The organism is Cellulomonas sp. McL0606, from assembly GCF_058248365.1.
This window is the reverse complement of sequence record NZ_CM177779.1, coordinates 2,652,754-2,673,996: the sequence shown is the minus strand read 5'-3', so window position 1 is coordinate 2,673,996 and position 21,243 is coordinate 2,652,754. Positions and strand designations below refer to the sequence as shown.

The window sequence follows — 21,243 nt, the reverse complement described above, 5'->3', positions numbered from 1 at the left end:
GTCCTTTCCCAGCCGTCGGTGGCTGGACCATCTAGAGGGGGCGAGCGCAAGTGTGAGGCTCGCGGGCCCCCGCGTCCAGCCCGCGGGCAGTACCCGATGAACCCGCAGGTCAGAGGCCTGCGGGTCGGCCATCTCGGCGCCGTCCGACCCCCTCTCGCTGGACGTCGGTCCACCTATCTGTGTCAGACGACCAGGATGGTCTTGCCGGGGCCGTGCCCGGGCGTTCCCGCGAACGTGTAGCCCTCCCGGCCGCGGGCGAGCGGGAAGGTCGCGGCGACCGTCGTGCGCAGGTCGCCGGCGGCGACCAGGGCGGCGATCCGCTGCAGTGCGGAGCCGTCGCCGGCGACGACGAAGAACGTGGCCGTGAAGCCCCCCGCCGCCGCACGCGCCTGGTCCGGCGGAGCGTTCAGCGTGACCAGGTGCCCGCCCGGTCGGACCACCGCGTACGAGTCCAGCAGCACCTGCCCGCCGAGCGGGTCGATGACGACGTCGTACGTCCGTCCGCCGCCGAACTGCGCCGGATCGGTCGTCGTGACGGTGGTCGCACCGAGCGCGCGGACCAGCTCCTCGTCGCGCACGTAGGCGGTGGTGGCCACGGTCGCACCGCGCAGCACGGCGAGCTGGATGGCGAAGCCGCCCACGGCGCCCGCGCCCGCGTGCACGAGCACCTGCGAACCCGGCCCGACGGGGGCGTGGACCTCGAAGGCCTCCCAGGCGGTGAGCGCCGCGACCGGCAGCGTGACGGCGTCGACGTCGGACACCGCGTCGGGTCGCGGCGCGAGGGCGTGGGCGGGTACCGCGACGAAGTCGGCGGCTCCGCCCGGGGCGTCGAACGGCACCTGCCCGAACACGGCGTCGCCGACGGCGAAGCCGTCGACGTCCGGTCCCAGCTCGGCGACGTGTCCCGACACCTCGTGCCCCGGGATGGCCGGCGTGCCGTCGCGTTCCAGTCCTGCCCACGTCTCGTCCCAGGTCAGCTCGGTGGGCGTGATGCCGACGGCCGCCACCCGGACGAGCACCTCGCCCGGGCCGGCGACGGGCACCGGGGCGTCCTCGTAGACGAGCTGGTCGAAGCTGCCGCGTGCGTGGGCGCGCAGGGCCTTCATGGTCCGGGTCATCGTGGCGGTCCCTTCGTCGGCTCGACGGTAGCCAGCCGACGCGTCGGGCGCGACTCTCAATCCCCTCGTGTCACGAGGATGTCCCGGCTACCGTGGCGCGATGGACCTGGCAGCGGAGGTCGCGGCCCTCACGGACGAGTTCTCGGGCGTGGTGCGGGTCGACCGCGCCGGCAGCACCGTCCTCGAGGCGGCCTTCGGGCTCGCCGACCGGCGCCACGGCGTCCCCATGACCGTCGGCTCGCAGGTCGCGATGGCGAGCGGCAACAAGGGCATGACGGCGCTGGCCGCGATGAGCCTCGTGGAGGACGGGACGCTCTCGCTCGGCACGACGGCGCGCTCGCTGCTCGGCGGCGACCTGCCGCTCGTCGCCGACGACGTCACGGTCGAGCACCTGCTCGCCCACCGCTCGGGCATCGGCGACTACCTGGACGAGGACGTCGAGTCCGACATCGACGACTACGCCCTGCGGGTGCCCATGCACGGCTCGCGACCACCGAGCAGTTCGTCACGGTGCTCGATGGCTTCCCGACGAAGTTCCCCGCAGGCGAGCGGTTCTCGTACTGCAACAGCGGCTTCATGGTGCTGGCGCTCCTGGCCGAGCGGGCCAGCGGCACGGGGTTCCACGACCTCGTCGACGAGCGGGTGCTTCGGCCCGCCGGGATGCTCGACTCGGGCTTCCTGCGCTCGGACGACCTGCCGGGAACGGCCGCCGTGGGCTACGTGCGGATGGACGGGCACTGGCGCACCAACGTGTTCCACCTGCCGGTGCGCGGTAACGGCGACGGGGGCATGTACACGACGACCGCCGACATGCACCGGTTCTGGGTCGCGCTGTTCGCCGGCGCGATCGTCTCCCCGGAGACCGTCGCGCTGATGACGACCCCGCGCAGCGACGTGCCGGCGGAGGGGCAGCGGTACGGGCTGGGGTTCTGGGTGCACGCGTCGCGCGACGTCCCCGGCCTCTCGGGCTACGACGCGGGCGTGTCGTTCCGAAGCTTCCACGACCCGGTCGAGCGGCTCACCGCGACGGTCGCGGGGACGACGTCCGCGGGCGCGTGGCCGATCGCGCGGCTGCTCGAGGAGCGGCTGGTCACCACCAGCCCTGCCGCTTAGCCCACCACAGGAGCCCCGCGGACATCGCGAGCATGATGCCGAGGGCCCAGGCCAGGGGGATCGGCGTGGTGTGGGGGTTGACGATCATGTTCATGCCGAGCACCGAGGCGAGGGCCGTGATCGGCAGGGTGACCACGGCGATCACCGCGAGCCGTTCGGCGGCGATGGTCATCTTGGTGTCGGTGCGCGTTCGGTAGAACTCGATCACCCCCTGCAGGTAGTCCTTCTCCTCTCCGGCGAGCCCCGCGATGCGGTCGAACTGGTCGATGAGGTCGAGCACGAGATGACGGCTCTCCTCCGGCACCGCCCGGTTGATCCCCGACAGCCGGCGGTAGATCTGGGCCGTCTGCGCGGCGATGGTCCGGATGGCCAGCAGGCCGTGCCGCGTGCGGAACATCTCGTCCAGGAACTTCTCCGGGTTGCCCAGGGCGCCGTCGTTGACCCGTTGCTCCAGGTCCCAGACGTCGGTGGTGAGCTCCTCGACGAACCGCTCCATGTGCCGGGTCAGGGTCGAGACGATCGCGTGCGAGATGTCGAACGACGTGTGGGGCCGGAGGCGGCCGGACCGGATGCGCGCCAGAACCTCGGCGGTATCGCGCAAAGTGATCTCGCGGCTGACCAGAGGGTTCACCGGCCCGTGCACGGTGATCAGGTACCGGGGTCCGATGATCCGGTCGAGCTCCACGTGGTGGACGTGGCCGCCGCTGCCCTTCTCCGGGGCGTGCAGGACCAGGAGCAGCGAGTCCGGGTAGGCGTGCAGCTTGGGCAGCCGGTTGCGGACCTCGAGGTCGTGCACGGCCAACGGGTGCAGACCGAACACCGGGACCAGGACGGCGGCCGCCTCCGCGTCCCACTCCGGGACGTCGACCCACACGAGGCCGTGCTTGGCGGCCAGCAGGTCGGGCAGCTCGTCGACGGAGCAGTCGCGGACGCCGTCCGAGGTGATCAGGTGCACATCCATGACTGGGCTCTCTCGCGCGGTTCGTCATCGGATACCGCGAGCCTGCCACGGGGCGCGCGCCGGTGCGCGAGGGTGGGAGGTCGCGGGCCGGATCTGCCACGCGTCTTTCACCCGAGAGGGCGCGCGTCACGGGCCTACCCTGGAGGAAAGTGCCCCGCGACGAGGAGGTCGTGCGATGCGCCGTGCATTCTTGTCCGTCGTTCTTCTGCTGGCTGCCTTCGTCATGGTGCCGGTGTCGCCCGCGAGTGCGACGCCGCACTGCGGGATCACCTGGGGCTCGCTCGAGAAGTCCGCCGCCGGACTGTCCCAGGCCCCCGTCACCGGCGTACGGACCGGCCGGCACGCCTGCTACGACCGGCTCGTCCTCGACGTGGCCGGACACGTCGGCGGGTACACGGTCCGGTACGTCCCGCACATCACCCAGGACGGCTCGGGCGCGGTCATCCCGACGCGTGGTGGGGCAGCGCTGCAGATCACGGTGAACGACCCGGCCGAGAGCTGGGCTCCCAGCAACCCGCTGGAGCTGCGCGACGTCGCCGGGTACTCGACGTTCCGGCAGGTCGTGCACGCCGGGACCTTCGAGGGCTACACGACTGTCGGCCTCGGTCTGCGGGCACGGCTGCCGTTCCGGGTTCTGGTGCTCGCCGGCCCGGGGTCGTCGAGTCGGCTCGTCGTGGACGTCGCCCACCACTGGTGATCGTCAGGCTCGTGCCAGCGCCGCGGCGGTGACCACGAGCCCGTCGCCGACCGCCCAGCGTCCGTGCAGCAGGTCGGTGCCGAGCCCGCGCACGCTCAGGCGAGCCGTGAACGTGTTGTGGCCGAGCCGGACGTCCACGTGCTCGAACCCGAGCCAGGCGTGCACGATCGGCGACCACACCTTGTACACCGACTCCTTCGCCGAGAACACGATGCGGTCCGGGCAGATGCCGGGGTCGAGGTCGGCGATGGCCTCCTGCTCCGACGTGCTCATGACGAGCGACAGCACCTCGGGCGGCAGAGGTTCCAGCACCTCGGCGTCGATGCCGAGGCCCGCCCAGCTCCGGGCGTGCGCGACCGCGGCCGCCCGGAACCTGTCGCAGTGGGTCATGCTGCCCACGACTCCTTCCGGCCACACGGGGGAGCGGTCGGGCGCGGACGGGACGGCGACGGCACCCGCACCGAGCCGGGTCAGAGCCGCGCGTGCGCAGGCGCGGACGGCGGCGTACTCAGCGCGACGCGCCGGGATCGCACGCGCGACGGCGGCCTCCTCCTCGGGGAAGAGGGCTGCGGGCAGGGGAGGGCCGCGATGCTCGACGACGACGACGTCGGTGGGCAGCACCTGCTCCATCACGTCCGCCAGTGTGGCAGCGTCAGCGGTCGACGTGCGCCCCTGCTCCGCCGACGAGCCCGCGGGCCGTCCCGACGAGCTCCACCGCTTCCCGGCACAGCCGGGCGATCGTCGTGACCTCGCGCGCCTGGACGAGGGTGCGCGACACCATCCACGACCCTCCGACGGCGGCGACGGGGCCCAGGGCGAGGTACGCGGCGGCGTTGTCCGGCCCGATCCCGCCGGTCGGGATGATCCGCAGGCCGGGGAACGGGGCGGCGAGCGCCTCGACCCCGGCCACGCCGCCCGACGTCTGCGCGGGGAAGAACTTGACGCACGAGACGCCCAGGTCGAGCGCCGCCATGACCTCGGTCGGCGTCACCGTCCCGGGGACCACCGGCACACCGAGCTCGAGGCACCGCTCGACCACCGGCCGCGAGAGGCCGGGGGAGACGACGAACGCGGCGCCGGCGTCGACGGCCTGGTCGACCTGTGCCGCGGTCAGGACCGTGCCGGCGCCGACGAGCGTGTCGCCGCGCAGGGCCAGCGTGCGGATCGCGTCGAGGCCCGCAGGTGTACGCAGCGTCACCTCGGCCACCGGCAGGCCGCCGCCCACGAGGGCCTCGGCGAGGTAGTCGGCGTCGAGCGCCCGGTCGATCACGACCACCGGGACGACGCCGTGCGTCGAGAGGGCGTCCAGCACGCCGGTCATCGAGCCGGCGCCGCTGCGCTGGGGGCGAAAGGGTCCACGGGGACACGGTACGTGCGATGGCCGTCCACCATGCGAGCGACCACCCGCTCGCCGCGCGCCACCGCTCGGGAGGGCATACGGTCCCCGCCGCAGGGGAGTCTTCGAGACCCGGGAGCACGCATGTCCGTCACCGACGAGTACCTGACCAACAACCGCGCCTACGCCGAGACCTTCACCGGACCGCTGCCTCTGCCGCCGTCCCGTCAGGTCGCCGTCGTCGCCTGCATGGACGCACGACTGGACGTGTACCGGATCCTTGGCCTGGGCGCGGGCGAGGCGCACGTCATCCGCAACGCAGGCGGTGTGGTGACCGACGACGAGATCCGTTCGCTCGCCATCAGCCAGCGGCTGCTCGGCACGCGCGAGATCATCCTCATCCACCACACCGACTGCGGGATGCTCACGTTCACCGACGACGGGTTCAAGCAGTCGATCCTGGACGAGACGGGGATCAAGCCCGAGTGGGCCGCGGAGGCGTTCGCGGACCTGGACGTCGACGTCCGGCAGTCGATCGCCCGGATCAAGGCCAGCCCGTTCGTCCCGCACACCGACCGGGTCCGAGGCTTCGTCTTCGACGTCGCGACCGGTCTGCTGACCGAGGTCTAGCCGATCCAGAGCACGATGCCGTGAGGGGGCGACACCGTCACGAGCGCACGTCCCCCGTCGGGCCGTGCTCGACCGGTCCTGTTCCTCCATTGCTCATCCTGTGCTCACCCTGTGGACGCCTTCACCCGGTCGACTCGAGCTGCGACGAGGTCGTCGCACCTCGAGGGAAGCAACGGTGGAGGAAACATGATGGGGACACGAGCACGGCGCCCGCTGGGCGTCGCGGTGGTCGGCGGCGCGCTGCTGCTGGCCGCCACGACCGCGATGGCCGCGACGATCGACCTGACCGGCCACGGCGATGCCCGCCGGCTGGCCGGGGACCAGACCAGTGCGGTCAGGAGCGAGCTGCGCGGCGGGACCGCGAAGAACGTCATCCTGCTCATCGGCGACGGGATGGGCGACTCGGAGATCACCGTGGCGCGCAACTATGCACTGGGTGCGGCGGGACGGTTCGCGGGCATCGATGCGCTCCCGCTGACCGGGCAGTACACGACCTACGCGCTGGACAAGACCGACGGCAAGCCGGACTACGTCACGGACTCCGCCGCCTCAGGCTCGGGCTGGTCGACGGGTACCAAGACCTACAACGGCGCCATCTCGGTCGACATCGCCGGCGCACCCCAGCGCACCCTGCTCGAGATCGCCCGCGCCAACGGCCTGCGCACCGGTGACGTCAGCACGGCGGAGATCCAGGACGCCACGCCCGCGGTGCTCGTCTCGCACGTGACCGACCGCAGCTGCTACGCGCCGGCGGTCACGACCACCAAGTGCCCGACGAACGCCCTGCAGAACGGCGGCCTCGGTTCGATCACCGAGCAGCTGATCGGCAACCGGCCGGACGTCACCCTCGGCGGCGGCGCGACCTCGTTCAACGAGCCGGCTCTCGCCGGACCGTGGGCTGGCAAGACGCTCCTCCAGCAGGCGAAGGACCGCGGCTTCCAGGTGGTCTCGGACGCGAACGGCCTGGCGGGCGTGACGCAGGCCGACCAGTCGTCTCCGGTGCTCGGCCTCTTCGCGCCCGGCAACATGGCGACCCGCTGGGTCGGTCCGCCGGCCACCCACACCGGCGGCACGGAGGCGCCTGCTACGTGCACGCCGAACCCGGCGTACCTGGCCACCTCCCCGACGCTGGCCGCGATGACCGACAAGGCGATCTCGCTTCTCGACGCGTCGAGCTCGAAGAAGGGCTTCTTCCTGCAGGTCGAAGGCGCGAGCATCGACAAGCAGGACCACGCCGCCAACCCCTGCGGTCAGATCGGTGAGACGGTCGACCTCGACGAGGCGGTCCAGGCAGCCCTGACCTTTGCCAAGCAGGACGGCAACACCCTCGTCGTCCTGACGGCTGACCACGGCCACTCGAGCCAGATCGTCTACCCCAACACCCTGACTCCCGGCCTGACCCGGACGCTCCTGACGGCCGACGGCAAGCCGATGACCGTCGCGTACGGCACCGCCGAGACAGGCGGTTCGCAGGACCACACGGGCACCCAGGTGCGGATCGCGGCCTACGGCCCGCGGGCCGCCAACGTGGTGGGCTTGACCGACCAGACCGACCTGTTCTTCACCATCCGCGACGCGCTCAAGCTGGACCCGAGCGCACCCTCGCCGGCCGCCCCGGTCATCCAGAACGTCAACGTGACGGACGACGCGATCCTCAAGGGCAAGCAGACGGTCCGCGTCACGCTGGACACCGAGCCGCGGTACACGTACATCGAGCTCAACCAGGGCGGTACCTGGCTGACCGACAACACCGCGGCGCCCGGCAGCACGAACGCCGGCAAGCGTCCGACGCTCGTGCTCGACACGCGTGACTACTCGAACGGGCAGTACACGCTCAAGATCGACGCCGTGGGCATCGACGGGCAGACGACGGAGAAGCTGATCCCCATCACGATCGCCAACCGCTGACCTGAACGGGAGGGGTCGATGACGCACCCGGGCCTCGTCTCCCGGGTGCGTCGTCGACGCGACCGAACGGAGCGCCGGGAACCGTCGATCAGCTCGCGGGACCGATCACAGCGCCCGGCAGCTCGACCGCTCGAGCAGCTCGGTGGGCAGGCGCACGTGCACGTCGCGCTCGACCCCGTCGATGAGGTCGACGAGCAGCCGGAGGGCCTCCGCGCCCATGCGCTGCAGGGGCTGGTTGATCGTCGTCAGTGGCGGTGTCGTCAGCGCCGACTCGGGGATGTTGTCGAAGCCGATCACCGACAGGTCGTCGGGGACCCGCAGGTTCAGGCTTCGCGCGACCTCGATCGTCCCGATGGCGGACAGGTCGTTGGCGGCGAAGACGGCCGTCGGCCGGTTCTCCTGGGAGAGCAGCTCTCGGGCCGGCTGCATGGCGGTCTCGGCCTTGTACCCGCCGATGCGCACGAGCGAGTCATCGACCGTGACGCCCGCGTCGTGCATCGCCCGGCGGTACCCCGCCTCGCGGAGCCGGGCCGACTCCAGGTCGGTCCGCCCGCCGAGGAACCCGATCCGGCGGTGGCCCAGGGCCAGCAGGTAGTTGGTGGCCAGGACCGCGCCCCCGAAGCTGTCCGAGTCGACCGTGGGCAGTGCCGACGGCCCGGTGTGCGGGTCGACCGCCACGACGGGGACTCCGTGGTTCGTGGCGACGACGGTCGGGGTGACGATGACGGCGCCGTCGATGAGCGTGCCCGACAGCCGCGACAGGTAGCGACGCTCCCAGCCGACGTCCGCGCCGCGCCCGCCGCCGGAGTACGCGAGCAGCTCGTAGCCGGTCGAGGCGATGGCCGCGGAGGCGCCCTTCAGCAGCTCGGTGGAGAACGGCTCGAACTCGGCGACCAGGATGCCCAGCACGTTCGTGCGGTGGCTGCGCAGGCTCTGCGCGCCGAGGCTCGCCTCGTACCCGAGCTGCTCGATGACCTCCTGGACGTGGTCCACGGTGGTCTGCGCCACACCGTACCGACCGTTCACGACCTTGGAGACGGTCGCCACGGAGACCCCCGCGGTGCGGGCGACGTCGGCCATCTTCACACGCGGCAGGAACTCCACTGGGTGATCATAGACGTAGCCGGATCGTGTTGAAAACGTTATCGATAACGATTGACTAGGGCATGGTGGCCGTCGCAGAATCTCCATCGCCAGGCTTAGACCTGCCCGTCAACGACGACAGAGGAGTTCCCCTTCATGGCAAGGATGATGCGAGGTGCGGTTCTGACCGCACTCGGCGCGAGCATCGCGCTCGCGGTCGCCGGATGTTCCAGCTCCGACAACAGCAGCGGGGACTCGGGCACGGCGGACGCCGCCAAGCCCGTGTCGATGTCGCTGTGGACCAACGCCACGACCGGCCCCGGCGCGGCGTTCTTCACCGACACGGTGAAGAGCTTCGAGACGGCCAACCCGGGCGTCACGATCAAGATCCAGACGGTCCAGAACGAGGACCTCGACGGCAAGCTTCCAGACGGCCCTGAACTCGGGCGACGCGCCGGACATCTTCCTTCAGCGCGGCGGCGGCAAGATGGCCGCGATGGTCGACGCCGGCCAGCTGATGGACATCACCGCCGACATTTCGGACGAGACCAAGGCGGGCGTCGGCGAGGGCTCGTTCAAGGCCGAGTCGATCGACGGCAAGACGTACGCGATGCCCGTGTCCGTCCTGCCCGGTGGCTTCTTCTACAGCCAGGACCTCTACAAGGCGGCCGGCATCACCTCGGCGCCGACCACGCTCGACCAGCTCAACGCCGCGAACACGGCCCTCAAGGGCCAGGGCGTCGCGCCCGTCGCGCTCGGTGGCAAAGACGCCTGGCCCGCCGCGCACTGGTACTACTGGTTCGCGCTGCGCGAGTGCAGCGAGGACACGCTGAACTCGACCGCCAAGTCGCTGCAGTTCACGGACGACTGCTGGACCAAGGCCGGCAACGACCTCACGGCGTTCAAGGCGACCGGCGCGTTCAACGACGGCTTCCTGACGACCTCGGCGCAGCAGGGTGCCGGCTCCTCGGCCGGCCTCGTCGCCAACCACAAGGCCGGCGCCGAGCCATGGGCGCCTGGGACCCGGGCGTGATCGGCTCGCTGACGCCGGACGCGAAGGCGCTGCCCGACCTCGGCTTCTACCCGTTCATCTCGGTGCCCGGCGGCAAGGGTGACCCGAAGGCGATCATGGGTGGCGTCGACGGCTACTCCTGCTCGGCCAAGGCTCCCGAGAAGGCCTGCACCGACTTCCTGAACTACCTCGCCTCCGCCGACGTCCAGAAGGCCTACTACACGGCCTTCAACGCGCCGCCGGTCAACAAGGACGCTCAGGCGGCCGTCACCGACCCGCTGATCAAGTCGGTCATCGACGCGTTCAACAGCGCGCCCTACGTCTCGCAGTGGCTCGACACCCTGTACGGCGCGAACGTCGGGAACGCCCTGAACACCGCGGTGGTGAACCTCCTCGCGGACAAGGGTTCCGTCGCCGACATCATCAGCGCGGTCAACAGCGCATCTGCCAAGGGATAGGCAGGACGTCATGAGCGATTCACCGGTCAACCCGTTGGCCGTGAAGAACTCGCAGGACGACCGCTCGGTGGTCGGAGCCGGCAACCCGCCGGCTCCGACCACCACCGCCGCCCGCCCACGCCGTCGTGGCGTGGGCTGGCGCGGGCGGATCGAGATCGCGGTTCTTTCCGGGCCAGCAGTCATCATGTTCGTCGGCTTCGTCATCTTCCCCGTGTGCCTGGCCGCGTACTACGGCTTCTTCAGGTGGAAGGGGTACGGCAGGCCGACGGACTTCGTCTGGTTCAAGAACTACAAGGTCATCCTGACCGACCCTGAGTTCCACGCAGCGCTGTCGCACAACCTCTTCATCGTCGTCGTCTCGCTGCTGGTGCAGGGCCCGATCGCCATCGGCCTGGCGCTCCTGCTCAACCGGCCGATGCGCTGGCGCTCGCTGATCCGCGTCCTGATCTTCGTCCCGTACGTGGTCTCCGAGGTCATCGTCGGCACGGGCTGGAGCCTGATGCTCGCGACCGATGGCGCCGCCAACGGGCTGCTCGAGAAGCTGGGCCTCGGTCACTTCACCAACGAGTGGCTGTCCAACCCGGACATCGCCATCTGGACCTTGATGGTCATCATCTCGTGGAAGTACATCGGGTTCGCCGTGATCCTGTTCATGGCCGCGCTGCAGAACATCCCGCAGGAGCTGTTCGAGGCTGCGCAGATCGACGGCGCCAGCTACTGGCAGATCCAGCGCAACATCACGCTGCCGCTCCTCGGCCCGACGCTCCGGATATGGGCGTTCCTGTCGATCATCGGATCGCTGCAGTTCTTCGACCTCGTGTACATCATCTGGGGTCAGTACGTCGCGGGCACTGCCGGCGTCTCCACGATGGCGACGTACATGGTGCAGTACGGCCGCGGCGCCGGGAACTTCGGCTACGGCAGCGCTGTCGCTGTCGTCCTGTTCGTCATCTCCTTGTTCATCGCGCTCGTCTACCAGCGCTTCGTCCTGCGTCGTGACACGGCCGGCGCCCTCACGGATAAGGCCGCACGGTGACCGCCTCCACGATCCAGCTCCCGGCGCCCAAGCCGCCCGCCCGCATCCGCACGTCCGGCAAGCGCGGCGGCCGTGCCGGACCGGCGACGTACTTCATCGCGCTGCTGCTCGTCTCCGTGATGCTCGTGCCGATCCTCTACATCATCCTCGGCGGCTTCCGGACGAACGCGCAGATCACGACCGATCCCGCGGGCCTGCCGTCGCCGTGGGAGTTCTCGAACTACGTCAACGTCCTGACGAACTCGACATTCTGGCGCGAGGTCGGCAACTCGGTCATCGTCGCGCTGTTCACGTCGGTGCTCGTGGTCGCGTTCGGGCTGATGGCGAGCTACGTGCTCGCGCGGTACAGCTTCCGGGGCCGAGGGGCGCTCTATGCCCTGTTCGCCGCCGGGCTGATGTTCCCGATCACCGTCGCGATCACGCCGCTGTACATCCTGGTGCGCGACATCGGGCTCATCAACAACCTCGGGGGAGTCATCCTCCCGCAGATCGGCTTCGGTCTGCCGACGACGATCATCATCCTCGTCCCGTTCCTGCGGGCGATCCCGGACGAGATCGAGGAGGCCGCGTCCATCGACGGCGCCGGCAAGCTCGGCTTCTTCTTCCGGATGGTCGTCCCGCTGTCGCTGCCCGGCGTGATCACGACCGGCATCCTCGCGTTCGTCGGTAGCTGGAACAGCTACCTGCTCCCGCTGTTCATCCTCAACGACCAGAGCGCATTCACTCTGCCGCTGGGCGTCCAGGCATTCTCGTCGCAGTACTCCGTGGACACCGCCAAGGTGCTCGCATTCACGTCGCTGTCCATGATTCCCGCCCTGGTGTTCTTCTCGCTCTTCGAGCGACGGATCGTCGGCGGGCTCCAGGGCGCGGTCAAGGGCTGAGGGGGACCCACCACATGACAGACATCCGGATCTCCGCGCGCCCTGGCGCAGACGCACCCGCCCGCGAGGCGCGCGTGCTCGACCTGCTCGGTCGCATGAATCTCGAGGAGAAGCTCGCGCAGATCGTGGGCTTCTGGGAGAAGAGCGACGGTGAGGCCGTCGCGCCGTTGCAGGGCGAGTTCGCGGCGCCCACGGCGCTGAGCGAGTTCATCCGCCACGGGCTCGGCCACCTCACCCGGCCCTACGGCACCCGCCCCGTGGACGCGGTCGAGCGGGCCGCGTGGCTGTGGGACCTGCAGCGTGGCCTGGTCACCGGGACACGCCTCGGCATCCCCGCGATCGTGCACGAGGAGGTGCTCACGGGCCTGTCCGCCTGGCGCGCGGCCACCTATCCGACGCCGCTGGCCTGGGGCGCCGCGTTCGACCCGGAAGCTGATCGAGGAGCTGGGCGCCGAGATCGGCGGCTCGATGCGCACGCTCGGCATCCACCAGGGACTGGCACCGGTCCTCGACGTCGTGCGCGACCCCCGCTGGGGTCGCGTCGAGGAGTGCATCGGCGAGGACCCGTACCTCGTCGGCACCCTGGGGACCTCCTACGTCCGCGGCCTGCAGTCGCGGGGCGTGCACGCCACGCTCAAGCACTTCGTGGGCTACTCGGGCTCGCAGTCGGGACGCAACTTCGCTCCCGTGCACGCCGGGCCGCGCGAGATCGCCGACGTCCTGCTCGTCCCGTTCGAGATGGCGATCCTCGACGGCGGATCCCGCTCGGTCATGCACGCCTACACCGAGATCGACGGGGTTCCGGTCGCGTCCGACCCGACCATCCTGACCGGGCTCCTGCGCGACCAGTGGGGGTTCGACGGCACCGTCGTGGCCGACTACTACGGCATCGCGTTCCTTCACGTCCTGCACCACGTCGCCCGCGACCTCGGCGACGCGGCGGGCCAGGCGCTCGCCGCCGGCATCGACGTCGAGCTGCCGACCGGCGACGCCTACGGGCGCCCGTTGGTGGACCGGATCAACGCGGGAGAGGTCGACGAGGCACTCGTCGACCGGGCCGTGCTGCGGGTGCTCCGCCAGAAGGACGAGCTCGGTCTGCTCGACGCCACCTTCGAGGACGACCCGCCCGCCGTCGTCGACCTGGACACGCCGGAGCAGCGCGACCTCGCGCGCCGGCTGGCGCAGGAGTCCGTCGTGCTCGTCGCCAACGAAGGCGTGCTGCCCCTGCGCGGGACACCACGGCTCGCGATCATCGGCCCGAACGCCGACCGCACCGAGGCGCTGTACGGCTGCTACTCGTTCGTGACCACGTGCTCTCCCAGCACCCCGGTTTCGAGGCGGGGATCGAGGCGCTGACCGTCGACCAGGCGATCCGTGCCGAGCTGCCCGCGTCGTCGGTGGTCTCGGTGCCGGGCTGCGCCGTCGACGACGACGACCGGTCCGGGTTCGATGCGGCCGTGGCCGCCGCGACCGCCGCCGACGTCGCGGTGCTCGTCGTGGGTGACCACGCCGGCCTGTTCGGCCGCGGGACGTCCGGCGAGGGCTGCGACCGCGACGACCTCGAGCTGCCGGGTGTGCAGCGCGAGCTGGTCGAGGCCGTGCTGGCGACCGGGACCCCCGTGGTCCTCGTGCTGGTCACGGGCCGGCCCTACGCGGTCGACTGGGCGATCGAGCGGTGCGCCGCCGTGGTCCAGGCGTTCTTCCCGGGGGAGGAGGGTGCCGGCGCGATCGCGGGCGTCCTGTCCGGGCGTGTCAACCCGTCGGGCAAGCTGCCGGTCAGCCTGCCGCGGTCCGCGGGTGCGCAGCCCTACTCCTACCTGCACCCCGCGCTCGGGGAGGGCCAGGAGGTCACCAACCTGTCCTCGACCCCGGCCGCGCCGTTCGGCCACGGCCTGTCGTACACCACGTTCGCGCACGAGGACCTCGTCGTCGCCGCGGAGCACCCGACACACGGGTCCGTCGTGGTCGAGGTCCGCGTGACCAACACGGGCGCGACGGCCGGTGACGACGTGGTGCAGCTGTACGGCCGGGACCTGGTCGGCTCCGTGACGCGACCCGTCGCGCAGCTGCTCGGTTATCGCCGCGTCCGGCTCGCCGCCGGCGAGGAGGCGACCGTGACGTTCGACGTGCCGGCCGCGCGCCTGGCCTTCGCCGACCGGTCGATGCGCCGGGTCGTCGAGCCCGGCGAGAGCTCGACCTGTGGGTGGGCACGAGCGCGCAGCGGGACGTCGAGGGGCGCACGACGCTCGTCGGTCCGGTCCACCCGGTCACGGGCTCGTCGCCGCGCTGGACGGTGACCGAGGCGCGGTAGCCTTCCCCCGCCCGCACGGACCACGAAGGAGCTGAGGCCGATGCTGCCCGACATGCCCCGCGCCGAGCTGGCGACGTACTCGGGGAGCACGACCGAACCCCCGGACTTCGACGCCTTCTGGGCGCAGACGCTGGAGATGAGCCGCGCTGCGGGGTCCGGGGTGACCCTGCAGCGCGTCGAGACGGGACTGCAGACGGTCGAGCTGTTCGACCTGACGTTCCCCGGCTACCTGGGTCAGCCCGTCCGCGCGTGGCTGCGGCTGCCCGCGCAGCGGTCCGGGCCTCTGCCGGCCGTCGTGCAGTACGTCGGGTACGGCGGCGGGCGGGGACACGAGATCGAGAACCTGCTGTGGTCCTCCGCCGGCTTCGCGCACCTGCTCATGGACACGCGCGGCCAGGGTTCCGGCTGGTCGCTCGGCGTCACCGCGGACCCGCACGACGGGCACCCGCAGTTCCCCGGCGTGATGACGCGCGGCATCGAGGACCCGGCGACGTACTACTACCGGCGCATGTTCACCGACGCCGTCCGCGCGGTCGATGCGGTCCGGACGCTCGACGGCGTCGACCCGGACCGCGTCGCCGTCGTCGGGGGCAGCCAGGGCGGTGGGACGGCCCTGGCCGCAGCCGGCCTGGTCCCGGACCTGCGCGCGGTGGTGGCCTACGTCCCGTTCCTCTGCGACTTCCCCCGTGCGATCCGGGTGGCGGACACCCAGCCGTACACGGAGGTCGTCAGCTACCTCGCGGTCCACCGCGACCGGGCGGACCAGGTCGAACGCACGCTGGCCTACTTCGACGGCGTCCACTTCGCGCGCCGCGGGCGTGCCGACGCGTTCTTCAGCGTCGCCATGATGGACCCGATCTGCCCGCCGTCTACGGTGTACGCGGCGTACAACTCCTACCGGGGGCCCAAGCAGCTCACCGAGTGGGAGTTCAACGGCCATGAGGGTGGCGGGCCGCAGGCCGAGCAGGACGCTGTCCGGGCGCTGCGCGACCTGTTGGGCTGAGGGTCTACGGCTCCCGCGGCGGGGCCGTGCTGTCGCGGACGACCAGCTCGGTGGCCAGGTCGATCCGCATGTTCGCCGGGGTCTCGCCGCGGGCGAGCGCGAGGACCATGCGGGCGGCCGTGGCGGCCATCTCCTGCAGCGGCTGGTTGATGGTGGTGAGCCGGGGGGAGATCCACTCGGTCACCGGCAGGTTGTCGTAACCGACGACGGACAGGTCCTCCGGCACGCGCAGGCCGAGGTCGTGCGCGGCGCGCAGGACGCCCATGGCCTGGAAGTCCGAGCCCGCGAAGATCGCGGTCGGTCGGTCGGGCCGGTCCAGCAGGCTGAGGCCGTGCGTGTAGCCGCCGCCGACGAAGAAGTCGCCGTAGCGCACCAACGACGGGTCCCTCGGCAGGCCGGCCTCCTCGAGCGCCGAGCGGTACCCGTCGACCCGGGCGCGGCTGCACAGCACGTCCGCGGGTCCGGAGATCATCGCGATCCTCCGGTGCCCGAGGCCGAGCAGGTGCCGGGTGGCAGCGAGACCGCCCGCCCAGTTGGCGGAACCGACGGTCGGGACGCCCGGCGGCTGCTCGCCGGCGGTGTCCACCAGCACGTACGGGATCGACCGGGTGCCCAGCAACCGTCGCTGGGCGGGGTCGAGCTCGGAGAGCACGAAGATCACGCCGCGGGGTCGGCGGCGCAGGACGTCGTCGAGCCACTCCTGCTTCGGTCGGTGCGCGCCGCCGAGCTCCGAGAGCACCACGCCCATGCGGTTCTTGCCGGCCACCTGCTCGACGCCGGTGATGATCTGCAGCGCCCACGGCGAGTCGAGCTCGTGGAAGACGAGATCCAGCAGCCCGGGGTCCGAGCCGATGGGTCCGCGACGCCTCCGGTAGCCGCGCTGCTCGATGACGGCCTCGACGCGTGCGCGGGTGGCCGGGGAGACGTCCTTTCGGCCGTTGATGACCTTGGAGACCGTCGGCGCGGAGACCCCGGCCTGCTCGGCGATCAGCGCGATGGTGACCGGACCGTCGAGGAGGTGGTCGTCGGCCCGCTCCTGCGCGTCCGCCGTCATGCCGTTCCCTCCCGAGCCGTTGTCCACGGACGGTAGCACCGGCGACGGCACCCCGAGGCGGAGGGACCCCGGGGCGCCGTCGTCGTCACCGCGTCACGGCCGCACGGTGAGGGTGGCCGCCGAGCTGGTGACCGAACCGGCGGGCTGCTCACGACCACGCGCACCTGCGTGCCGGACCACCACGGCAGCGTCAGCACGTACAACGTGTCCGACGTGCCGAGCGGCGCCCGCGCCCAGGTCGTGGAGCCCGGGAGCCGCACGTACCACTGGTAGTGGGGTGCGGGATAGCCCACGGCGTCCACGTGGAACGACGTCAGGCGCAGCGGCGAGTTCGTGACCGATGCCGGTTGCTGCAGGATCGTCGGCTTCGCCGCCTGCAGCGTCACGGTCGCGACGCCCGTCGTGGCGCTGCCGGCGGCGTTGGTGAACACCGCGCGGTAGGACGCGCCCTGCTGACCGAGGTCCACCGTGACGACGAGCGAGGTCGACCGGGCACCCGCCACGTCACGCCAGGAGCCCGACACCTTGTGCTGCCACTGCACGGTCGGCGTCGGGTAGCCCGAGGCGGCCGCGGTGAACGTCACCGTCGAGCCGAGCGTTCCCGCGGCCGAGCGCGGCTGGGTGGTCACGACGGGCTTGGCCGCCTTGATCGAGAGCGTCGCCGCGTTCGTGGTGGCCGAACCGCCGGCGTTCTGGAACACCGCGCGGTACTGCGCGCCGTCCACGTCCGCCGAGCCGACCACGGTGAGCGTGGTCGTCGTCGCGCCCGGCACCGGCGACCAGACCCCGCCGACGTTGCGCTGCCAGGTGACCGTCGGGACCGGTGTACCCGACGCCGCCGCGACGAACGTCGCCGTGGCGCCCAGACCGACCGTGGTCGAGGCCGGCTGCGTGGTCACGACCGGTGCGACGGCGGGCGGTGCCGGCGCGGCGACCAGGCGGCCGACGCCCCAGCGGGCGGTCGTCTGGTAGCCGTTGCCGGTCGGGTCCGCCCAGTCGCGGATCGCCGTCCGGGTGCCGGCGGTGCCGTCGTTGACCTGGAAGTCCAGGCCCTCGAACGCCCCGAGCCCACCGTTCTCGAGCAGGCTCACCGCCGCCTCGACCACGTAGCCGTGGTCGGTCCGGCTGGTGGCGCTGGTGACGCGTGCGCGCTGGGCCGTCTCGTCGCCCGTGCCGAACGAGAGGAGGTTGTCCGCGCTGATCCGGATCTGCGTGTCGTCGGCGCGGTAGCCGCCGGCCTTGGCGTTCCCGGCGTCCACGAACAGCTCGACCGAGTCCTGCTGCCAGGGGTCGGACGCCGTCGTGTCGACGCTCGGGTCGGTGACGTCCGCGAGGACGTAGAGGGTGTTCCCCTTCCAGAGCGTGTGCACTGTGGCGCTCGCCCCACCCGTGCCCGAGACCTGCTTGGCCGTCGTGACCGAGGCCGACGAGGTCCAGCCGGCGTCGACCGCACCATCGATCGTCGGAGCCGTCGCGGCCTCCGGGATCTCGACGAAGGAGAGCGGCTCGACCAGCTGCAGCGTGCCCAGGACGCCCGGCGAGTTCCAGCCGGTCGTCGTGGCGTCGTCCACCACCCGGACGTCGAACGGCAGCGTGCCGCCGGCGGCGACCGGGGTGTCGAGCGGGAGGGTGACGACGGCGTCGTACCCGCCCGCGGTCGGCGTCACCGTGGCGACGGCGGGATCGGCACCGGTGCGCGGGACCGTGAGCGTCCGGCCGGCGTAGTCGATCTGCAGGCCGTCGGTGGCGCTCGCGGTGGCGTCCGTGACGTGCACGTAGGCCGTCAGGTGGTCCGTCGCCCAGCGCAGCTGGAACGCGGAGTGGTCGTCGATCGCGTGCAGCGGCAGCTCTGCCACTCCAGCGACGTCGTCGCCCCGGCGCCCAGGGGCACGTCGCCCTGGAACACGACCGCCGAGCGCTGCCGGGCGGGCAGCGTCTGGTCCGTGATCCCGTAGTAGGCGGGCTTGGCCTGCAGGTCGTCGTCGAAGACGAGCGGTGCGCCGTCGGCGACGCGCCAGCTACGACCGTCGGTGAGACCCCACACGGTCGCCGAGAAGATGTCGGCGGAGTGCGCGCGGAGCATGTCGAACACGGCCTTGTAGTAGTAGCCCTGGTCGATCAGGTTGCTCTGCGTGACGGGCGTGCCGGTGGGCACGTCGAGCTCGGTGACGGCCTGCCGCAGCCCGAGCCCCTCGAACCGCTCGATCGCCGCACCGAGCGCGTCGACCGGCATCGCGAGGTTCACGTGGAACTGGTGGCCGATGCCGTCGATCGGGACGCCGTCCGCCAGCAGCCGCTCCACGAGGGCGTAGAGGCGGTCCTGCTTGCCCGTCTGCTCCGTGTTGTAGTCGTTGAGGAACAGCGTGACCGGGTGGCTGACGCCGGGAGCCGCGTACGTGCCGTTGAAGGCGGCGTTCGCGTCCTGGAAGGCCTGCTCGATGAACTTCTCACCGAGCACCTGGTACCAGTGGCTCTGGCGCAGGCCGTCGGGGTCGCTGGTGCCGTCGGAGACGGCCTCGTTGACCACGTCGAACGCGTACAGCGGGTTGGTGGCGCTGCCGAACGCGCCGTACCGGTCGGAGAGGTACTTGGCCACGTCGTTGATGTGGTCGTGCAGGCGCTGCGAGAGGATCGCCTGGTCGGCCGGGCTGTTGGTGAGCCAGGTGCCGTCGTCGTGCTGGAAGAACCAGTCCGGGGTCTGGCTGTGCCAGGCGAGCGTGTGCCCGTAGACCTTCAGGTGGTTCTGCTGGGCGAACGTCATGAGGGCGTCGGCCTCGGCGTTCTCCGTGACGAACGAGTGGTCCGCGTTGTACCAGGCCTCCGGCTTCATGAAGTTCTCCGGCGTGACCTGGTCGAAGTGCTTGACCAGCAGCTGCGACGCGGCGCCCGAGGTCTCGCGGCTGTCGATCGCGGCACCGACCGCGAACGGCACGGTGTCCTTGATCGGCGTGAGGTCCTGGACCGTCGCCGCGGTGGGCTTGGTCACCGAGAGGTCGTCGAGGAGGAGGTCCGAGGTGTTCCCCGCCGCTCCGTTCTGGTAGCTCGTCTCGAGGTAGAGCAGGGCCGAGTCGGCCTGCGGCATCGTGAACTTGGCGGAGACCTGCGTCCAGCCGTTGTTGGTCAGGCCCGTGAACTGCGCGAGCGTGCTGTAGGTGGTCGAACCGCCCTTGGTGGCCGCGATGCTGAGCCACAGGGCGTCGGTCGGCTGGCCGGCGCCGAAGCGCACCCATCCGGTGAACTGGTAGCCGGTGCCGGGCTGCAGGACGCAGGTGACGTCGTGACCGAGGCCCTGGCCCTGGCCCTGCCGGTTGCTGACGAGGACCGAGTGGGCTCCGCCGTGTCCGCCGTCGGTCACCGCGACCGTGGCGGTGCCGTGACCGTCGTCGCGTCCGGCCCAGCCGTCCAGGCCGCTCTCGAAGTCGGTGCTCACGAGCGTGTCGGACGTCGGGTAGGTGCAGGTGTCACCGGTCCCACCGCCGCCCGTCCCGCCGCAGTCGACGCCCGGCAGCGTGATGCTCACGTCGTCGACGTAGTAGTCGTACGTGGCGGTGCCGTCGGAGAGGGCGTCCGTGCCGAGGTAGACCTGCAGGTCCGCCGGGGCGACACCCGTGTCGGGCACCGTGTACGTGCCGGTGAGGGTGGTCCAGGCCGCCGTCGAGACGCCCGAGGAGTTGCCCACCCAGGTGTAGGCGGGCTTGACGACGAGGCGCGCGGACGTCGTCGCCGACGTCGTCCCGGCGAGCCGGACCTTGGCCGACAGGGTGACCGTCTGACCCGGCGTCAGGCTCGAGAGGGCGCCGGTCGCGGTCTGCAGGCCGTCGTAGTCGTGCGCGCGGCCGGTGATGCGGGCCGCCGGGTTGCCGTCGACCGGCTCGAAGGTCGCGGTCGAGCTGCCGTCGTTCCAGAGACCGTCGAGGGTCGAGTCGGTGAAGTCGGCCGAGGCCAGCGTCGTGGCCGCCGTCGGCATGCAGGTGGTGCCGCCGCCGCCGGACGCCGGGCCGGTGATCGTCACGTCGTCCAGGAGCACGTCCGGGAACGTGGCGCCGGACGTGTCGAGGTAGAGCTTGCCGGGCGTCGCCCCGGTGGCCAGCGTGTACGAGCCGCTCACCGTGGTCCACGCGTCGGCGGTCAGCGCGCCGTCGCCGGAGACCCAGGTGTAGCTGCCGTCGTCGACCGTGAAGTGCACGCCACCGGCGGGCTGCGCCGCGTCGGCGAGCCGGGCCTTGAAGGAGATGGCGTAGCTCACGTCGCGCTGCAGGACCGTGGTGAGGTCGAGGGCGACGCCGTCGTAGGCGTGCGTCCGCCCCGACACCTTGAGCGACTGGCCGCTTCCGCCGGGGTCGGCGACCAGCGCGAGGGTCGCGCCGCCGTTGACCACCCAGGGCGCGTAGGTGCCGCCGTCGAACGTGCTGGCCAGCACGGGGGCATCGGCCGCAGCGGCGATCGTCGCCGTCGGTCCCACCACGAGTGGTGCGATGACCAGCGCGGATGCCGCGACCAAGACTCCGAAAGTTTCGAACGGCCGGCGTCGCCGACGGGTCCAGCTCATGAACGCTCCTTTGCGCACTGCGGACGGATCAGCGGGCAGATTACGCACGATTCCGGTGAATCGGCCAGGGAGGGAGCGTCGCCTGTGACCGAA

General features: G+C 71.3%; 15 protein-coding genes and 3 pseudogenes. 10 read left to right on the top strand and 8 right to left on the bottom strand.

The genetic code is table 11. The features are described from left to right. Positions 1-182: 182 nt before the first annotated feature. Entirely contained in the window at positions 183-1,118 is a 936-nt protein-coding gene (locus AC38ZX_RS13745) for an NADP-dependent oxidoreductase (RefSeq protein ID WP_491294882.1), read from the bottom strand. A 100-nt stretch (positions 1,119-1,218) separates the two neighbouring features. Between AC38ZX_RS13745 and AC38ZX_RS13740 the strand changes: the two are divergent. Both AC38ZX_RS13740 and AC38ZX_RS13735 read left to right on the top strand, forming a co-directional pair. Next, positions 1,219-1,524, top strand: a pseudogene (locus AC38ZX_RS13740) (serine hydrolase); the annotation flags it as partial. A 104-nt stretch (positions 1,525-1,628) separates the two neighbouring features. Then, entirely contained in the window at positions 1,629-2,231 is a 603-nt protein-coding gene (locus AC38ZX_RS13735) for a serine hydrolase domain-containing protein (RefSeq protein ID WP_491294881.1), read from the top strand. On the opposite strand, the gene AC38ZX_RS13730 is transcribed toward AC38ZX_RS13735, so the two are convergent. Then, positions 2,209-3,192, bottom strand: a complete 984-nt coding sequence (locus AC38ZX_RS13730) for a magnesium transporter CorA family protein (protein WP_426592468.1) — start codon at positions 3,190-3,192, stop codon at positions 2,209-2,211. The two genes, AC38ZX_RS13735 and AC38ZX_RS13730, sit on opposite strands and share 23 nt — an antisense overlap. A gap of 175 nt (positions 3,193-3,367) precedes the next feature. On the opposite strand from AC38ZX_RS13730, the gene AC38ZX_RS13725 reads away from it, so the two are divergent. Next, positions 3,368-3,889 (top strand): AMIN-like domain-containing (lipo)protein, encoded by a 522-nt coding sequence (locus AC38ZX_RS13725; protein WP_491294880.1) that lies wholly within the window; start codon positions 3,368-3,370, stop codon positions 3,887-3,889. Between the two features lie 3 nt (positions 3,890-3,892). On the opposite strand, the gene AC38ZX_RS13720 is transcribed toward AC38ZX_RS13725, so the two are convergent. Both AC38ZX_RS13720 and eda read right to left on the bottom strand, forming a co-directional pair. Further along, positions 3,893-4,519: a 4'-phosphopantetheinyl transferase family protein gene (locus AC38ZX_RS13720; RefSeq protein WP_426595958.1), complete on the bottom strand. Its 627-nt coding sequence runs from the start codon at positions 4,517-4,519 to the stop codon at positions 3,893-3,895. Between the two features lie 22 nt (positions 4,520-4,541). Beyond that, complete coding sequence (eda, locus tag AC38ZX_RS13715) at positions 4,542-5,210, bottom strand: bifunctional 4-hydroxy-2-oxoglutarate aldolase/2-dehydro-3-deoxy-phosphogluconate aldolase (protein WP_491294879.1); 669 nt, start codon at positions 5,208-5,210, stop codon at positions 4,542-4,544. A 159-nt stretch (positions 5,211-5,369) separates the two neighbouring features. Between eda and AC38ZX_RS13710 the strand changes: the two genes are divergently transcribed. Together AC38ZX_RS13710 and phoA are read left to right on the top strand one after the other, a co-directional pair. After that, positions 5,370-5,855, top strand: coding sequence for a beta-class carbonic anhydrase (locus tag AC38ZX_RS13710; protein WP_426592465.1), 486 nt, complete (start codon positions 5,370-5,372; stop codon positions 5,853-5,855). A 186-nt stretch (positions 5,856-6,041) separates the two neighbouring features. Continuing rightward, complete coding sequence (gene phoA, locus AC38ZX_RS13705; protein WP_491294878.1) at positions 6,042-7,763, top strand: alkaline phosphatase; 1,722 nt, start codon at positions 6,042-6,044, stop codon at positions 7,761-7,763. A gap of 105 nt (positions 7,764-7,868) precedes the next feature. Here phoA and AC38ZX_RS13700 read toward each other — a convergent pair whose 3' ends face one another. Then, the gene (locus AC38ZX_RS13700) at positions 7,869-8,843 is read right to left on the bottom strand and encodes a LacI family DNA-binding transcriptional regulator (RefSeq protein ID WP_491297428.1); all 975 of its coding nucleotides are present in this window, start codon (positions 8,841-8,843) and stop codon (positions 7,869-7,871) included. A 168-nt stretch (positions 8,844-9,011) separates the two neighbouring features. On the opposite strand from AC38ZX_RS13700, the pseudogene AC38ZX_RS13695 reads away from it, so the two are divergent. From AC38ZX_RS13695 to AC38ZX_RS13675, 5 genes and pseudogenes are all read left to right on the top strand, one after another. Then, a pseudogene (locus AC38ZX_RS13695) lies at positions 9,012-10,316 on the top strand (ABC transporter substrate-binding protein). A 10-nt stretch (positions 10,317-10,326) separates the two neighbouring features. Further along, a complete protein-coding gene (locus tag AC38ZX_RS13690) occupies positions 10,327-11,352 on the top strand; it encodes a carbohydrate ABC transporter permease (protein ID WP_491294877.1) in 1,026 nt (341 codons plus the stop codon). A gap of 44 nt (positions 11,353-11,396) precedes the next feature. Beyond that, complete coding sequence (locus AC38ZX_RS13685; protein ID WP_426595954.1) at positions 11,397-12,233, top strand: carbohydrate ABC transporter permease; 837 nt, start codon at positions 11,397-11,399, stop codon at positions 12,231-12,233. 14 nt (positions 12,234-12,247) lie between these two features. Then, positions 12,248-14,544, top strand: a pseudogene (locus AC38ZX_RS13680) (beta-xylosidase/alpha-l-arabinosidase). Between the two features lie 40 nt (positions 14,545-14,584). Then, positions 14,585-15,547, top strand: a complete 963-nt coding sequence (locus tag AC38ZX_RS13675) for an acetylxylan esterase (protein ID WP_426592461.1) — start codon at positions 14,585-14,587, stop codon at positions 15,545-15,547. 4 nt (positions 15,548-15,551) lie between these two features. Here AC38ZX_RS13675 and AC38ZX_RS13670 read toward each other — a convergent pair whose 3' ends face one another. Genes AC38ZX_RS13670 through AC38ZX_RS13660 form a run of 3 tightly spaced genes read right to left on the bottom strand, consistent with a single transcriptional unit; the run spans position 15,552 to position 21,102 of the window. Further along, positions 15,552-16,601 carry a LacI family DNA-binding transcriptional regulator gene (locus AC38ZX_RS13670; RefSeq protein ID WP_426592460.1) on the bottom strand — a complete coding sequence of 350 codons (1,050 nt, stop codon included), beginning with the start codon at positions 16,599-16,601 and terminating at the stop codon, positions 15,552-15,554. Beyond that, positions 16,598-18,457, bottom strand: a complete 1,860-nt coding sequence (locus tag AC38ZX_RS13665; RefSeq protein WP_491294876.1) for a sugar-binding protein — start codon at positions 18,455-18,457, stop codon at positions 16,598-16,600. Before AC38ZX_RS13665 ends, AC38ZX_RS13670 begins: the two co-directional genes overlap by 4 nt. Next, positions 18,385-21,102: an endo-1,4-beta-xylanase gene (locus tag AC38ZX_RS13660; RefSeq protein ID WP_491294875.1), complete on the bottom strand. Its 2,718-nt coding sequence runs from the start codon at positions 21,100-21,102 to the stop codon at positions 18,385-18,387. Before AC38ZX_RS13660 ends, AC38ZX_RS13665 begins: the two co-directional genes overlap by 73 nt. Positions 21,103-21,243: the final 141 nt, after the last annotated feature.

What these genes read in the sequence shown, in the direction of transcription:
- AC38ZX_RS13745 (WP_491294882.1), bottom strand. Translation starts at nt 1,118, where the DNA reads ATGACCCGGACCATGAAGGCCCTGCGCGCCCACGCACGCGGCAGCTTC.
- AC38ZX_RS13730 (WP_426592468.1), bottom strand. Translation starts at nt 3,192, where the DNA reads ATGGATGTGCACCTGATCACCTCGGACGGCGTCCGCGACTGCTCCGTC.
- AC38ZX_RS13725 (WP_491294880.1), top strand. Translation starts at nt 3,368, where the DNA reads ATGCGCCGTGCATTCTTGTCCGTCGTTCTTCTGCTGGCTGCCTTCGTC.
- AC38ZX_RS13720 (WP_426595958.1), bottom strand. Translation starts at nt 4,519, where the DNA reads ATGGAGCAGGTGCTGCCCACCGACGTCGTCGTCGTCGAGCATCGCGGC.
- eda (WP_491294879.1), bottom strand. Translation starts at nt 5,210, where the DNA reads ATGACCGGCGTGCTGGACGCCCTCTCGACGCACGGCGTCGTCCCGGTG.
- AC38ZX_RS13710 (WP_426592465.1), top strand. Translation starts at nt 5,370, where the DNA reads ATGTCCGTCACCGACGAGTACCTGACCAACAACCGCGCCTACGCCGAG.
- phoA (WP_491294878.1), top strand. Translation starts at nt 6,042, where the DNA reads ATGATGGGGACACGAGCACGGCGCCCGCTGGGCGTCGCGGTGGTCGGC.
- AC38ZX_RS13700 (WP_491297428.1), bottom strand. Translation starts at nt 8,843, where the DNA reads ATGGCCGACGTCGCCCGCACCGCGGGGGTCTCCGTGGCGACCGTCTCC.
- AC38ZX_RS13690 (WP_491294877.1), top strand. Translation starts at nt 10,327, where the DNA reads ATGAGCGATTCACCGGTCAACCCGTTGGCCGTGAAGAACTCGCAGGAC.
- AC38ZX_RS13675 (WP_426592461.1), top strand. Translation starts at nt 14,585, where the DNA reads ATGCTGCCCGACATGCCCCGCGCCGAGCTGGCGACGTACTCGGGGAGC.
- AC38ZX_RS13670 (WP_426592460.1), bottom strand. Translation starts at nt 16,601, where the DNA reads ATGACGGCGGACGCGCAGGAGCGGGCCGACGACCACCTCCTCGACGGT.